The sequence below is a fragment of the Pseudomonas sp. NPDC096917 genome, assembly GCF_044762555.1.
Classification (GTDB): domain Bacteria; phylum Pseudomonadota; class Gammaproteobacteria; order Pseudomonadales; family Pseudomonadaceae; genus Aquipseudomonas.
The window spans coordinates 123,900-138,054 of sequence record NZ_JBIWEO010000008.1 but is presented as its reverse complement, the minus strand read 5'-3'; the positions used below and the strand labels follow the sequence as shown (position 1 = coordinate 138,054).

The following is a 14,155-nucleotide window of genomic DNA, read 5'->3' as shown; positions in this document are numbered from 1 at the left end:
TTTATGGACAAAGTCATCGTGATCACCGGTGGTGGGCGCGGGATCGGAGCGGCTACGGCGCTATTGGCCGCGCAACAGGGCTACCGGATTTGCATCAACTACCAGTCTGACGACGTATCGGCCCACGAAGTGCTGGAAGAAGTCCGCGCCCTTGGCGCACAAGCGATCGCCGTGCAGGCGGACGTGAGCGACGAGGACGAAGTCATCAGCCTGTTCGCCAGGGTTGACCGGGAGTTGGGGGCCGTCACGGCGCTGGTCAACAACGCAGGCACCGTGGGGCAAAAGTCCCGGCTCGACGAAATGTCGGAGATCCGTATTCTGCACACCCTGAAAACCAATGTATTGGGCCCCATCCTGTGTGCCAAACACGCGGTGCTGCGCATGTCGCCGCGCTATGGCGGGCAGGGTGGCAACATCGTCAACGTCTCATCGGTTGCCGCGCGTCTTGGCTCACCGGGCGAATACGTGGACTACGCCGCCTCCAAAGGCGCCCTCGACACCTTCACCCTGGGCTTGTCCAAAGAACTGGCCGGCGAGGGTATACGGGTCAACGCCGTGCGACCGGGCTACATCTTCACCGACTTCCATGCCCTGAGCGGCGATCCGGGGCGCGTCAGCAGGCTTGAGCCGATTATCCCGATGGGCCGAGGCGGTCGCCCGGAAGAAGTCGCCGAAGCAATTATCTGGCTGCTGTCGGACAAAGCGTCCTACACCACCGGCACCTTCCTTGATTTGGGGGGCGGGCGTTAAACCCTAAAAGCGGGGCCGCTGCGCAGCCCATCGCAGGTTTCGGCAGCGGCTAGAGGGTGTGGAGCGATAAGGTCTCTGTAGCCGCTGAGAAGCGAAGCGAGGCTGCGATCGAGGACGCATCCTTCGCAGCTCCTGACATATCCCCCGACTAACCCCATTGCAATTCCTGCTGATCTGCCGATAATGCGACTTATTGCTATTTGAGTCTGGTTATCTATCGTGTCATCTCATCTGGATCCCAAAGCCCTGCTGGCAAGCCTGTATCACGACAACCACACGTGGCTGCGCGGCTGGCTGTCGCGACAGGTGCGTTGCCCGCAGGATGCGGCGGATCTGACTCAAGACACATTCTTGCGCGCCTTTGACGCGCAACAACTGGACCGCATCCAGGAACCCCGCGCCTACCTCAGCACCGTAGCCCGACGCATGCTGTGTTCGCTGTGGCGCCGACGCAAACTGGAACAATCGTACCTGGAGCAACTGGCCGACCTGCCGCAAGACTGCGCACCCTCGGCTGAAGACATCGCGTTGGTGCGCGAAGCCATCGAAGCCATTGACCGTGTGCTCGAAGGCCTGCCGCAGCGGGTCAAACGGGCTTTTTTGCTGAGTCGCCTCGAGGGTCTGCCGCAACAAGCCATCGCCGATCAATTAGGTGTCTCGCTGGCCACGGTGGAACGTGATTTACGCCGCGCCTTTGTTCATTGCTTGTCTCAAACGGCACAGGCGTTATGAGCAAAACCAAGGTCGATCCCATCACCCGTGCCGCCATTGACTGGATACTGCGCCTCGAATCCGGCCATGCGTGCCCCTCGCAGCGTCAGGTGTTTAAAGCCTGGCTGGCCGAAAACCCCGAACACATGGCCGCCTGGCAGCGCGTTGCCGGGCTGCTGAAAAATCCGCTGACCGATTTGCAGTCGGTTGACCGCCGCAGCCCCGGGCAGTTGCAAGCCGCTCGCAAGGCACTGCTGGAAACAACGTCGCCCTCACGCAAAAAAGCCCTGCAAGGCGGCGTATTGCTGGTGCTGCTCGGGTTGGGTGCTGCGGGTGTGGTTGATCGCATCACGCCGCTGGCGGGCTTGATGGCCGATCAACACACCGGCACCGGTGAACGCAAAACCCTTGAATTGGCCGACGGCAGCCGTCTGACCCTGAACGCCCGCAGCGCGGTCGATATTGAGTTCAGCGCCGGGCAGCGCCGCGTGCGGCTGCGCGAAGGCGAACTGCAGGTCGATGTTGCCGCCGACGCCCGGCGCCCGTTTGTGGTCGCAACCGCGCAAGGCCAGGTCAAAGCCTTGGGCACGCGCTTTATGGTCCGCCAAGGTACAGACGAAAGTCTGGCCAGCGTGCAACAGCACAGCGTTCAACTCGATACCTTGGGCGGTTTGCAGCGGCGCATTGAAACCGGTCAGGTCGTATCGTTCACCTCCCACCAGATTGACCCACAAACGCCAACGTCGGGGAGTCAGGCCGATTGGCTCGAAGGGCGGGTCGAATTGCACGATGAGCCGTTGTCGGCGCTGGTCGATGCGCTGCGCCCTTATCAGACCGGCATGTTGCGCATCAGTCCCGAAGCAGCGCGGGTCCGGGTGTTTGGGGTGTTCCCGCTGGATAACACCGCGCACACCTTGAGTGCACTGGCGCAAACCCTGCCGATCAAGGTCACACGCTACGGGCCGTGGCTGACGACGATTGACGTACGCCGTTAAAAAACCAGCCAATAAGAATTATTTGCAAACAGTGTGAGGGGAAGTTTCTGCTCGTTGGTCAAGGTTACAACTGCCAACACTACAACGAGAAAGGCCCCCCATGTCGTACGCCTCGCTAAGCCCGTGCCTGCTGGCACTGACCATTACCCTGACCATTGCTGACCACCCGTTGAGTGCAATGGCCGAGTCGCTGCCCCACGAACAAGACGCCATTCGTGCCTACGCTCTGCCAGCCGCTCCGATGGGCGTGACCCTGAGCCGGATTGCTCGCGACAGCAACCTGACTCTGTCGATCTCGCCAGCGTTGTTGCAAGGCAAGACGTCGGCTCCGGTGCACGGCAGGTTCACCCCGCAGCAGGCAGCCGAACGTGCCTTGGCCGGCAGCGGCCTGGGCTTGAGCGTGACTGACAATGGCGCGTTGAGTGTTTACCCGCTGGTTGAAACCGGCGCATTGAATTTGGGTGCGACCACGGTTTCGGCGCATCAGGTTGAAGATGGCCGTGGCCCGGTGGACGGCTTTGTGGCGACCCGTTCGGCCACCGCGACCAAGACCGACACGCCAATCCTGGAGATCCCGCAGACCATCAACGTGGTCACGGCTGACCAAGTGCAAGTGCAGGGCGCTCGCGACCTGACCCAGGCCTTGCGTTACACGCCGGGTCTCAACACCAATGGTTATACCGATCGCAACACCATTGCTGACGAGATCACCAGCCGCGGATTTGCCCCGACGTTGTTGTACCTCGACGGGGCGTATTTGCCCTCGGCAGGCAGCTTGGGCGGTACTCCGCAAATCGACCCGTACACCCTGGAGCGTATCGAAGTGCTCAAGGGGCCGTCTTCGGTGCTGTACGGGCAAAATCAGCCAGGCGGTATGATCAACCTAGTGTCCAAGCGGCCCAGCGCCCAAGCCAAGCAGCAGATCAAGGTCGGCACTGGCAGTTTTGATCGCTACAACCTGGCCTTTGATTTCACCGGGCCGCTGGACGAGGCCAATACTCTGAGCTACCGACTGATCGGTGTCGGCAACACGGGGGGGGAGCAGGTGGATCACACCAAAGACTCACGCAAGCTGCTGGCGCCAAGCGTTAGCTGGACACCCAATGACAGCACCGAGCTGACTGTTTACGCGCAATTGCAGCGCGATGATGGCCTGGCCGATTATCAGGCGCTGCCGGCCGTGGGCAGCCTGTACCGCAACTCCCAGGGCAACAGGATTGATCGTGATACGTTTTTGGGCGACTCGAAATGGAACGACTACAGGCGCGATCAGTATGTGCTTGGTTATCAGTTTTCCCATGCCTTCAATGACGTCATGACGTATCGCCAGAGCTTGAGCTACATCGACGTCAATGACCGCTACAAAGGGTTTTACCTCAACCGCTTTGTCACAGTAGACGGCGTCGCCGACACCCACGCCAGCCGCACCAAGCTCGACTGGCGTCAGCAAAACAGCTCGTACACTTTCGACAACCATCTGCAAAGCGACTTCGCCACCGGGGATATACAGCACACCTTGCTGGTGGGGCTCGACTACCGTCAGTTCACCCGCAAGTATCAGGGCTACAACCTGTATGGCAGTGAGGTCATCGACCTCTACAACCCGACGAACTACCGCACCACCGGCGTGCCGACGCTGACCACTAAATGGGATAACCGCAGCAAGCAAATAGGGTTGTACGTGCAGGACCAGATCAAACTGGACAACGTTATCCTGACCATTGGCGGTCGCCAGGATTGGGCCAAGGTTGAAAACAATGACTTGCTCGCCAACCTCCGTGTGCCGCAAAACGACAACAAATTCACCGCACGGGTGGGCCTGACCTACATCACCTCATTTGGCTTGGCCCCTTACATCAGCTACACCGAATCGTTCTTGCCGTCGGTGGGCACGACGGCTCCGGAACGTGGAAGCAAGGCATTCGTGCCGGTGACCGGAAAGCAATACGAAGTAGGGGTTAAATATCAGCCCAATGCCAGCACGTTGCTCACGGCGTCGGTGTTCGATATCAAGCAACAAAACGTGCTGACCGGTGACTTGCAGAACCAGCAATATCAGGTCCAGGACGCTGAGATAAGCTCGCGCGGGGTTGAACTGGAAGCCAAGAGCAGCTTCGGTCATATCGACCTGATTGCATCGTTGTCGTATCTGGACTCTTTCTACAGCAAGACTAACTACAGCAACCAAGGTAACCGAAGCGAAGCTCAGGCGCCGTGGGCTGCCAGTATTTGGACTGACTACCATTTCACCGGCAAAGCGCTGCAAGGTGTCACGTTGGGCGGCGGTGCGCGTTACACCGGCAAAGGCTATGGCGACTCGGCCAACACCTTTAAAACCCCGTCTTTCGTGGTGTACGACGCCACGCTCAGTTATGACCTGGCCGCACTCGACCCCAGTTTCAAAGGCGTCAGTACCAGCCTGAACGTGCAAAACCTGTTTGACCGCGAGTACGTGTCGTCGTGTAACTACAGCTTCGGCTGCTACTACGGCCAGCAACGTACGGCGGCGCTGGAAGTTAAATACGACTGGTGATAAGCGCGCTGGCTGGTTTGCGATGACTTTGTCGCCGCTCGCAGCCTGCGCCAGCGGCTACGGGTTTAGTTCGGCATCGATCTTCAGCGGCGCAGTTTGAGCGCGCTGGCCAGGCTGATCGCCAGCGGCAAGCGTGGCAATAAAGTGGCCTGGTAAGCATGGTAAAGATCCGGCTTGCCGGGCCAGATGTTTTCAGAGGGCAGATTGTCCGGGCCCAGTTCGTGGTGCCAACTGCCGTCCTGACGGTCTATCAGGTGCAGGTCGATGTAATCCCAGAAACGTTGATACCACTCGTCATATTCAGGTTCGGCGGTACGTTGCACCAACGCCGCGGCCGCCGCAGCCGCTTCGGCCAGAGTCCAGTGCAAGCGCTCGCGCACCACCGGCTGATGGTTCCAGTCCAGGGTGTAGACAATGCCTGCCTCACCATCGACGTTCCAGCCATGGCGGCAAGCGCTGTGGAACAGTTGCCGGGCATCTTCCAGCAGCCAGTCAGGGCTCGGCATGCCGCGTTGTTTGCGCGCGGCCTCAAGGTGCAACAACAGGCGCGCCCATTCGAATGCATGGCCCGGGGTTTTGCCGTAAGGCCGAAAAGGGTCCGCCGGATTGTCGCGGTTGTAGTCGGGCAGCGGCTGCCACTGTGCATCGAAGTGTTCAATGGGTAAAAAGTCGGACTGCGCAGCGTGTTGATGAATCACCCGTTCAGCGATGCGCAGCGCGCGGTCGAGCCACAGGTCCTCGTCGAGTACATCCGCCAGTACCAGAAAGGTTTCGGTGCCATGCATATTGCTGTTGGCGCCGCGATAGGCTTCGCAGTCGCTCCAGTCTTCGGCAAAGCTTTCCAGCAATGCCCCTTCGTCTTCTGACCAGAAATGGCGCTCAAGAACCCCCACCGCTTCGGCCAGTAACTCGGCCGCGCCCTGGCGCCCGGCAACCACGGCAGAGCTGGCGGCCAACGCGACAAAGGCATGCAGGTAGGCGGCTTTACGGCGATTGCCGTCTTGCGCATTGGGGGTAGCGAACCAGCCGCCGTGGGTGGCATCGCGTAACGCGCCGGTCAGGGCCGCGAGGCCGTGATCAATCAGCGGTGCACAGCCCGGCAGGCCCTGAATATGGGCGAGGGCGAAGCTGTGAACCATGCGTGCAGTGGTCACGGTGTCTGTCTGTGCATCGTTCGGGCGTTTGCCAAAGCGATCGAGGCTGGCAAAACCGAACGGAATACGGGCGGCTTTGGCGAAATCCAACAGCGCCTGGCCTTGATCGTGCAGCCACAGTTGATGGGAAGCGGAGGTCAACCAGCTGTCGCTGGCACGCGTGAGATCGGTCATGGGCTACCTGTGGGGTTCTTGTTATCAAGCGTTCGCAGACTAAGGGATTGGCCTAAAAGCTGAAAGCTTTCATCCATGCACAAATGTTAAATTTCCGGGCCCCAGCGCTGCGACCAGTCGCCATCTTCCTCAACCTGTTCGCGCAGCAGTTCGATGGCGTGCTGCAAGGCTGCACTGTCGCGCTCGCGTGAATAGACCAGATAGGTCGGGTAGTTGAATTCGGGGGCTTTGGGCACGCGTTCCAGTGCGCCGCTGTCCAGGTAGCTTTTGACCACCCGGGTGCGGAAATAACCGCTGCCACCATTCTCCAGAATGTAATGCAACGCCACGGGGCCCAGGTTAAAGCTGATGGGCGCTCGGGCCTTGTCGGGCAGGGCTGCGTCGTGCTGGCGGCGGAAGTCTTCGCCCCAGTCTACGTACACATAAGGATCGGGCAACGCGGGGCGGCGAATCTGGATCAGTTTTTCTTCGAGCAACTGCTCCACTTGCAGCCCCGGCCAATACGCCGGTTGATACACCAGCGCGGCATCCATCAAGCCCATTTCGATTTGGCGCAACAGATGCTCGCCGTCGCGAATCTGGATCCGCAAGGCGTGCGTGGTGAGGTGTTGGCGCAGGGCTTTGGCCCAGCTCAGAATCAGCGGATTACACAGGCTGACTTCACCACCGAAGTGAAGCATTTTGTGCAGGCCTTCGGGGCGCGGCACATCGCGACGGGCGGCTTCCCAGGTGTGCAGCAGTTGGTTGGCATAGACCACGAAAGCTTCGCCGTCGGGGGTCAATCTGGCCCCGGCGCGATTACGCACAAACAGGCTTGTCCCGAGCAGGCTTTCGAGTTTTTGCACCCTGGCGGTGACGGCGGTCTGGGTGATGTGAAGTTGTTCGGCCGCTGCTGCAAGGCTGCCGTAGCGAACGATTTCGAGGAAGGTACGTGCCAGGTCGAGGTCCATGATCGCGCCAGTGTGTCAGGGGCGATCAGTGTAAGGGTATTGCACGAAAAGCACAGGGGCGCGCTTGCCTCGCGATCTTTTAAACGATCATGAGACAAGCTCACACCTGTAGGGGAAGGTCAGAACGTGTACTTGGTAGTCAGCGTCAGGCTGCGGGGTTCGCCGTAGTAAACGGTGCTGAAGTTGCCCAGGCCCGACAGGTATTTTTTGTCGAATACGTTGTTGGCGTTGAGGTTGAAGGTCAGGTGTTCGTTGTACTCATAGCGAGTCATCAGGTTAACCAGTGCGTACTTGCCCTGTTCGATGATGTCGTAATCCCCCTTGGAGTCGTTGTAGATCTTGCCGTAGAACGGGCTCTGCCAGTTCACGCCACCGCCCACGGTCACTTTGTTCAGCCCACCCGGCAGGCGGTAAGTGGTGAACATCCGTGCGACGTTTTCCGGCTTGGTGGTTTCCAGTGGGTAGCCATAGAGACGTTTGCCATCATCGGTTTTGGTTTGGGCATAGGTGTAACCGGCCATGACGTTCCAGTCCGGCATCAACTCACCTGCCAGTTCAAACTCGATGCCTTTGGTCTTGGCACCGTCAACTGACTCGTAGTAGGTATTGCCGGCCGTATCGATACCCGCATAGATCGGCAGTTTTTTCTGTTCGGTGCGGAACACCGCCGCGCTGGCATTCAAGCGACCGCCGAAGTACTCACCTTTCAGGCCGATTTCGTAGCTGTTGCCTTCTGTCGGGGCCAGGGCGCTGCCGGACCGGCTTTTCTCGGTAACAGGCTTATAGATCGAGGTGTAGCTGGCGTAGGTCGAGTAGGTGTCGTTCAGGTCATACACCACGCCGGCGTATGGCGTGACCTTGCCGTGTTGCTTGGAGCGGGTTCTGTTGTCGCTGAACGTCGGCGACTGCACGTAGTACTTGTAGGTGTCGTTGTATTGGAAGTCGCTGACGCGGCTGCCGAGAATCACCGCCAGGTCATCCACGGGCTTGAAGCGTGCAGCGATGTAGGCACTGTTCTGATTCGTGTTTTCTTCGTATTTGCCGTTTTTCGGGAAATCGGGTTTCGGGTATTTGCCGTTCCAGTCGAAGATGCTGCCGGGTACCAGACCGAATTGGCTGCCGTCAAAGGTAGCGCCGGTTTGTCTTGAGGACTGCGACGTGGCGCCGACGACCAGCTCATGTTCGCGGCCGAACAGGCTGAACGGGCCGGAGGCGTTGATGTCTGTGGTGTTTTGGACGCGATGGCCTTCCCACTTGCCCCAGTAGAAAAACATGCCTTCACCGGTGACTGGGTTCGGATTGCCGCCACTGGCTGAGCCCAGTTGGGTGTCGTGGTCGTTGGTTTGCTGATTCAGGGTGCCCTTGATTTTCCATTCGTTGGCAAAGCGGTGTTCGAGGGAGGCGAAGACCGTCTGTGCCGTAACATCGCGCCGGCTCCAGTCAGTGGCCGGGTTGAACGAGCGGCTGAAGTCGGTCTTGCTGTAGTCCGAGAAGTAGTACGGGTTACCGGTCCAGGACGAGCCGCGTGGCTTGATCTTCTGGTAGTCCATGCCGAAGGTCAGCAGGGTATCCGGCGTGAGGTCGGCCTCGATGATGCCGTAGAACACGTCGTTCTTTTTGGAGTAGTGGTCCAGGTACGAATCAGCGTCCTGATAAACCCCCACCAAGCGCCCGCGCACGCTGCCATCGTCATTCAGCGGGCCGGAAATATCGCCTTCGGTGCGGTAGTTGTCCCATGAGCCTACGCTGCCGGTGACCGATGCTTTGAATTCACGGGTCGGTTTCTTGCGGATCAGGTTGACCGTTGCCGACGGTTCGCCCGAGCCGGACAGCAGGCCGGTAGCGCCTTTGACGATGTCGACGCGGTCGTACAACGCCATGTCGACCTTGGTTGCGCCTTCATCGAAAACGCCATCGTATTGGCTGTTAACCCCGTCGTACTGGAAGTTGGTGATGGCGTAGCCGCGCGCCGAGTACTCCATCCGGTCACTGTCGTAGGCCTGGGTGGAAATCCCCGGTGCGTTGCGCAGCACATCGCCAATGCTCTGGGCGGCCTGATCGTCCATTAACTGGCGGGTGATCACCGTCACGGTTTGCGGCGTTTCGCGAATCGACAGCGGCAGTTTGGTCGAGCTGGCCGTGGCACCGGTGGTATAGGAGCCGGAGTCTTCGGTGACCAGCGTGTTGCCCAGGGTCTGGCCGGAAATGGTGGTGGCGCCCAACTCCAGACCTTTGCCCTGATGCGCGTTGATAATCACCGTGTCGCCGTTGAGCTGGTACGACACGCCACTGCCTTGCAGCAGGGCTTCGAGCGCCTTGACCGGCTCCAGCAAACCAGTGACAGACTGCGACTTGATGCCTTGCACCTGATCTGGGCTGTAGAGAATTTGCAGATTGGCTTGTTTGCCAAACTCATTCAGCGCGCTGGCCAGTGACTGTGCCGCAATATCCAACGCCACGGGAGCGGCCAGAACCATGGAAGAGCCCAGTAAAACCGAAGCCACAAGGGCGCTGGACAACAGGGTACGGCGAACAGTCAGACCCTGGGTAGCGATCGAAAGAGGGGTCCGGCTCAAGTTTGGTCGTAGCATTGCGTGCCTAGGCTCCGTAAGAAATTTCGTTCTTGTTAATGGGAATAGTTATTAGACGCAGCGCGATTGAGAAACCAGAAAGACGTTCCTGAAAAAAACTGAAATTTATTGTCCGAATGGGTCAGCCCCCCCTGTAGGAGCGTGCCTCGTCAGGCGACCTTCAGGTCTGTGCTGACCTTGCCGCTCTCCATGCGCACCAATTGGTCGGCGATGTCGAAATAACGGTCGTCGTGGGAGATCACGATGATGGTTTTGCCCAGGCGCTTAAGGTCGGGCAGCAGTTCGGTGTAGAAAATGCGCCGGAAGGTCGGGTCCTGATCGGCCGCCCACTCGTCAAACACCAGCACCGGGCGTTCTTCGAGCCAGGCGTTGACCAGTGCCAGACGCTTGCGCTGGCCGGTTGAAAGGTCGGTGGTGCTGAACTGGCCGTCAGTGATGCTGACCTTGTGCGAGATTTCCAGGCGTTTGAGGTACTGCTCGGCATCCTGCGGGATGTGCATGTCGCCTTGGACCACGTCGTCAAACAGGTAGTAGTCGGCAAAAATGGTGGTGAACAATTGACGATAGTCATCGCGACTTTCCGCCGTCACCGGCTGGCCGTTGAGGCGGATTTCGCCGTGTTGCGGGGGGTACAGGCCCAGTAGCAACTTGATCAGGGTGGTTTTGCCGCAGCCGTTTTCACCGACGATAAACACAATATCGCCTTGCTTGATGGACAGGTTCACCGGGCCCAGGCGGAAGGGCGCATTGCCGTCCACGGGCGCGAAGCTGTAAATGACGTCCAGCAGTTCCAGGCTGTTGACGGTGTTGTCCTGCGCGCCATGTTCGTTGAGCAGCAGGTGTGGTTCGGGCGAGTTGAATTGTTCGGACAAGTCGGCAATACGCCGGAAGGCAATTTGTGCGCGGCTGATGATTGGCAGGGTGCTGATCAAATGTTCCAGCGGGCCTTTCATGTACAACAGCACCAGCACGAAGCCGCTGATCACGCCGGGGTTGTTGCTGGGCCACAACGACTGCATGGCCAGCGCCAGGCCAATGACCACGAAAAACAGCATCGAGCCAAGGCTTTTGGCGATGACGAAGGTGTTGATTGAGCGGACCTGAATGTCACAGATCTTTTGTGCGGTACGTTGGATCCCCGAAACGAACATGCGCTGGCGTCGCGGGCGATGGATACGCAGCTCCTTGGCTCCCTCGGCTATGGCGTTGTAATGCTTTTGCAGGTCATCTTCGGCTTCACGGGCTTGGGCAAAGCCATTAAGGCCATAGCCGCGAGCGATGTACTGAATCACCGTGCCGATGGCAATCGCCACCAGCATCATCAAAAACATCGGCCACGAGAGCATGGCCAGATACCCCATGCAGCCCAGGGTCACGGTCAGGGAAATAGCCAGTGGAGCAAAGGCGAAAGCGAAATCGCTGATGGTGTCGATATCGTGGGTCAGCACTGGAATCAGCCGATGGCTGCGATAGCGTTCGATGTGCGCAATGGGCGCCGAGAGCACCTTTTCGCCGAGTTCTTTACGCAGCGTGGCGATGATGTGCTGGCCAACATAATTGCTGGCGATGTCAGAGCCAATGCTGCTGATCAGCGCCAGCACGCACAGCGCTGCAAACAGCGCGACCACCTGTTGGGTCAGTCCGTTTTCGGCGTGCAGGGCGCTGTTGATGGTGGCCAGCAGCACCGTGACGCTTAATCCGCCGAGCATGCCCAGCAACACCGAGAGGCTGACCCCCAGCCGGAACGGTTTGAGCAGGATCAACATTTCTCGAAAGACCCCCGGGGACCTTTGGGGCGAAGCGGGCTGGCTCATAAACAAGAGTTCCTTGGATCAAGGGGAGGGCAGTCTCTTGTGAACGAGTGATTGAAGGGGGGATTTAGCTTTCATTGCGCCGTCGGCGCGAGCGTGCTCGTGGCTACGGCGTTCACGGCGCTTAAAGGCCGCGCTCAACCCGAAAGCCAATCCAGTCGCCTCGGGTCTGCGGGTAAATGTCATTGCGATTGCCCGAGCGTGAAAACACCGGTGCTTCACCCCAGTCGTTACCGCGAATTTGCATCAGTTCACCGGCGCAATCAGTCACCCACGCGCTGCCATCGCTCGGCGCGCCCACATAGTTGTTGTGTTTGCAGTCCGCCAGCCATTCGTACACGTTGCCATGCATGTCATACACGCCAAAAGCATTGGCCGGGTAGCTGCCCACAGGCGAGGAGTAGCTGTAGCCATCCGCCGGGCCATAGGTGTTGGCGTGTTTGGCGATGCTGTAGTCCTTGCCTGCGTCCATCGGGAACGGAAAAGGCCCGGTCGACCCGGCACGTGCCGCGTATTCGCGAGTGGCTTCGCTGACCATGCGGTAGGGCTTGCCGGTCTTTTTCGCCAGCCAGGTAACGTAATGTTTAACGTCTTCAAAGTCCATGCACACCGCAGGCTGTCGAGGCCCTTGCGGATAGCTCGGCTTGCTGGCGATGCATGTGCGTCCCGGCCGATCATCACCGTCGGCAATCTTGACCCCGGTTTCCTTTATGTAAGCGTCGAATTCGGCCGCCGTTACCTGAAAGCGACTGATGGCAACCGGCTTGCTGAACGTCACGGTGTGTATCGGGCCTTCATCGGGCTCGCGGCCGACTTCATCGGCAGGCGTACCCATGGCGAAACTGCCGGTGGGCAGCACCACCATTTGCGGGCAGGTTTTGCAGTCTTTGAACACAGTGCCCGGCTCGGCCGCATGACTTGGTGAGGCCCAGATCAGGGCAACGAATGGCAGGGAATGCAACAGTTTTAGGGGCGGCATGGTCGATGAATTCACTTAGAGGGTGGGTTTGGCGGCTTTTTGGACGGTGTCCCACACACGCAGGAAGTTAGCGCCCCAGAGCTTGGCGATATCAGCCTCCGAGTAGCCGCGTTGCAGCAGTTCGGCGGTCACGTTGCGGGTTTCGCTCACGTCCTTCCAGCCATCCAGCCCGCCGCCATCGTTGAAGTCGGAGCTGATGCCGACATGGTCGATGCCGATTTTCTTCACGGCGTAGTCAATGGCATCGCCAAAATCTTTGAGGGTGGCTTTGGGCTCTTGCTCGACGATGCCGTAAAGGGCACTGGCGTACTGGCCGAAACGCTGCTCAGGCCACACGGTAATGATCGCGTCACCCGGCATCAGGGCCATTTCCAAATTAGCCAAGGGCGGCAAGTCGAACTGCCTGCGCAGGGTGTTGAGCTTGTCTTGGCTGGCCTGGCTGAGCGGCCGCAAGTAGGTTGAGAAACCGACAATTTGCACCACGCCGCCGCTGTTTTTAATCAGCTGCATTTCCCGGTCGCTGAGGTTGCGCGGGATGTCTACCAGTGCCCGAGGCGCCGAATGAGAGGCGACCATTGGCGTGCGGCTAAGCTGGCTGACTTGCTCCAGCGCTTTGCTCGACATTTGCGATACGTCGATGATCACGCCCAGATCATTTAAGCGCTGCACGGCCTGCTTGCCGGTCTCGGACAGGCCATTGAGCGCATCAGCGGTGTCATTGAAAAACGGCAGCGGCCTTGAAGAGTCGGCCCAGTCGTTGTTGCCGACATAACTGAAACCAAACATGCGCATGCCGCGCGCGGCCCATTTGTCGAGCTGGTCCAGGTCGTTACCCAGCGGATAGGCGTTAAGCATGCTGATGAAAATCGCAAACTTGCCTTCGCCGTGCAGGCGCCGAAAGTCATCCGGGGTGTAGGCAATGGCCACCTGATTGGGAAAGTCTCGAACCATGGCGCTGATGATTTGGTAGCGCACTTGCTGCTCATTGCGCGCCGCTTCGACAAAACCGGCGGTTGGGCGGTGCGGGGCGTTGGGGCCGTTCCAGATTTCGGGCCAGCCGAAAATCGTCAGGGCCGCGCCGCCAAGACGACCTTTGGCCGCCTTGGCCAGGTCAAACTGGCCGGGGCCCTCTTTATCAGCCTCATAACCCGCGCTGCCCAGTTCCAGCGGCACGGTGATATGGCTATCGAATGACAGCAGACGGTCTTGCAGCTCATCAGCTTGCTTGACGATGTTCAACGGGTAGCCTGCATGCCTCTTGAAAAACGTGTTCCAGACCAGAAATCCGCCACCGATGGCCACGGTCAGCGCGAGAGGAATACCGATCAACAGGGCTTTTTTAGTGCGTGGTTTAGTCATCGCCATCTCAGTAGAAATTCGCCGGTGTACGGCCGTTGCTATCAGGAGAGGACGAGGGACAAAGGCGATAATTTAAGTGTGCCAAGTGTAGGAGCGGCTTTGCTCGCGATCTTTTGATGTTTAAAAGATCGCGAGCACGCTCGCGCCT

10 protein-coding genes are annotated in these 14,155 nt (G+C 59.1%); 4 read left to right on the top strand and 6 right to left on the bottom strand.

What is annotated here, in order from left to right; genetic code table 11:
- Positions 1-3: 3 nt before the first annotated feature.
- The 4 genes from ACIQYF_RS11490 to ACIQYF_RS11475 all read left to right on the top strand — a co-directional run bounded on the left by ACIQYF_RS11490 (position 4) and on the right by ACIQYF_RS11475 (position 4,989).
- Positions 4-750 carry an SDR family oxidoreductase gene (locus ACIQYF_RS11490; RefSeq protein WP_402861072.1) on the top strand — a complete coding sequence of 249 codons (747 nt, stop codon included), beginning with the start codon at positions 4-6 and terminating at the stop codon, positions 748-750.
- A gap of 231 nt (positions 751-981) precedes the next feature.
- Complete coding sequence (locus ACIQYF_RS11485; RefSeq protein WP_402861346.1) at positions 982-1,482, top strand: sigma-70 family RNA polymerase sigma factor; 501 nt, start codon at positions 982-984, stop codon at positions 1,480-1,482.
- Positions 1,479-2,456: a FecR domain-containing protein gene (locus ACIQYF_RS11480; RefSeq protein ID WP_402861069.1), complete on the top strand. Its 978-nt coding sequence runs from the start codon at positions 1,479-1,481 to the stop codon at positions 2,454-2,456. Before ACIQYF_RS11485 ends, ACIQYF_RS11480 begins: the two co-directional genes overlap by 4 nt.
- A 100-nt stretch (positions 2,457-2,556) precedes the next feature.
- On the top strand, positions 2,557-4,989 hold the full coding sequence (locus ACIQYF_RS11475; protein WP_402861066.1) for a TonB-dependent siderophore receptor: 2,433 nt from the start codon (positions 2,557-2,559) through the stop codon (positions 4,987-4,989).
- 83 nt (positions 4,990-5,072) lie between these two features.
- On the opposite strand, the gene ACIQYF_RS11470 is transcribed toward ACIQYF_RS11475, so the two are convergent.
- The 6 genes from ACIQYF_RS11470 to pvdM all read right to left on the bottom strand — a co-directional run bounded on the left by ACIQYF_RS11470 (position 5,073) and on the right by pvdM (position 14,007).
- A complete protein-coding gene (locus ACIQYF_RS11470) occupies positions 5,073-6,317 on the bottom strand; it encodes an AGE family epimerase/isomerase (RefSeq protein ID WP_402861063.1) in 1,245 nt (414 codons plus the stop codon).
- Between the two features lie 86 nt (positions 6,318-6,403).
- A complete protein-coding gene (locus ACIQYF_RS11465; RefSeq protein ID WP_402861060.1) occupies positions 6,404-7,267 on the bottom strand; it encodes a LysR family transcriptional regulator in 864 nt (287 codons plus the stop codon).
- Between the two features lie 119 nt (positions 7,268-7,386).
- The gene (locus tag ACIQYF_RS11460; RefSeq protein WP_402861057.1) at positions 7,387-9,858 is read right to left on the bottom strand and encodes a TonB-dependent siderophore receptor; all 2,472 of its coding nucleotides are present in this window, start codon (positions 9,856-9,858) and stop codon (positions 7,387-7,389) included.
- Between the two features lie 149 nt (positions 9,859-10,007).
- Positions 10,008-11,672 carry a cyclic peptide export ABC transporter gene (locus ACIQYF_RS11455; RefSeq protein WP_402861054.1) on the bottom strand — a complete coding sequence of 555 codons (1,665 nt, stop codon included), beginning with the start codon at positions 11,670-11,672 and terminating at the stop codon, positions 10,008-10,010.
- A 121-nt stretch (positions 11,673-11,793) separates the two neighbouring features.
- A complete protein-coding gene (locus tag ACIQYF_RS11450; RefSeq protein ID WP_402861051.1) occupies positions 11,794-12,648 on the bottom strand; it encodes a formylglycine-generating enzyme family protein in 855 nt (284 codons plus the stop codon).
- Positions 12,649-12,663: 15 nt separating this feature from the next.
- Positions 12,664-14,007: a pyoverdine-tailoring dipeptidase-like protein PvdM gene (pvdM, locus tag ACIQYF_RS11445; RefSeq protein WP_402861048.1), complete on the bottom strand. Its 1,344-nt coding sequence runs from the start codon at positions 14,005-14,007 to the stop codon at positions 12,664-12,666.
- Positions 14,008-14,155: the final 148 nt, after the last annotated feature.

Bases quoted from the DNA above. Each gene is read 5' to 3' on its own strand.
- ACIQYF_RS11490 (WP_402861072.1), top strand. From the start codon at position 4: ATGGACAAAGTCATCGTGATCACCGGTGGTGGGCGCGGGATCGGAGCG.
- ACIQYF_RS11480 (WP_402861069.1), top strand. From the start codon at position 1,479: ATGAGCAAAACCAAGGTCGATCCCATCACCCGTGCCGCCATTGACTGG.
- ACIQYF_RS11475 (WP_402861066.1), top strand. From the start codon at position 2,557: ATGTCGTACGCCTCGCTAAGCCCGTGCCTGCTGGCACTGACCATTACC.
- ACIQYF_RS11470 (WP_402861063.1), bottom strand. From the start codon at position 6,317: ATGACCGATCTCACGCGTGCCAGCGACAGCTGGTTGACCTCCGCTTCC.
- ACIQYF_RS11465 (WP_402861060.1), bottom strand. From the start codon at position 7,267: ATGGACCTCGACCTGGCACGTACCTTCCTCGAAATCGTTCGCTACGGC.
- ACIQYF_RS11460 (WP_402861057.1), bottom strand. From the start codon at position 9,858: ATGCTACGACCAAACTTGAGCCGGACCCCTCTTTCGATCGCTACCCAG.
- ACIQYF_RS11455 (WP_402861054.1), bottom strand. From the start codon at position 11,672: ATGAGCCAGCCCGCTTCGCCCCAAAGGTCCCCGGGGGTCTTTCGAGAA.
- ACIQYF_RS11450 (WP_402861051.1), bottom strand. From the start codon at position 12,648: ATGCCGCCCCTAAAACTGTTGCATTCCCTGCCATTCGTTGCCCTGATC.
- pvdM (WP_402861048.1), bottom strand. From the start codon at position 14,007: ATGACTAAACCACGCACTAAAAAAGCCCTGTTGATCGGTATTCCTCTC.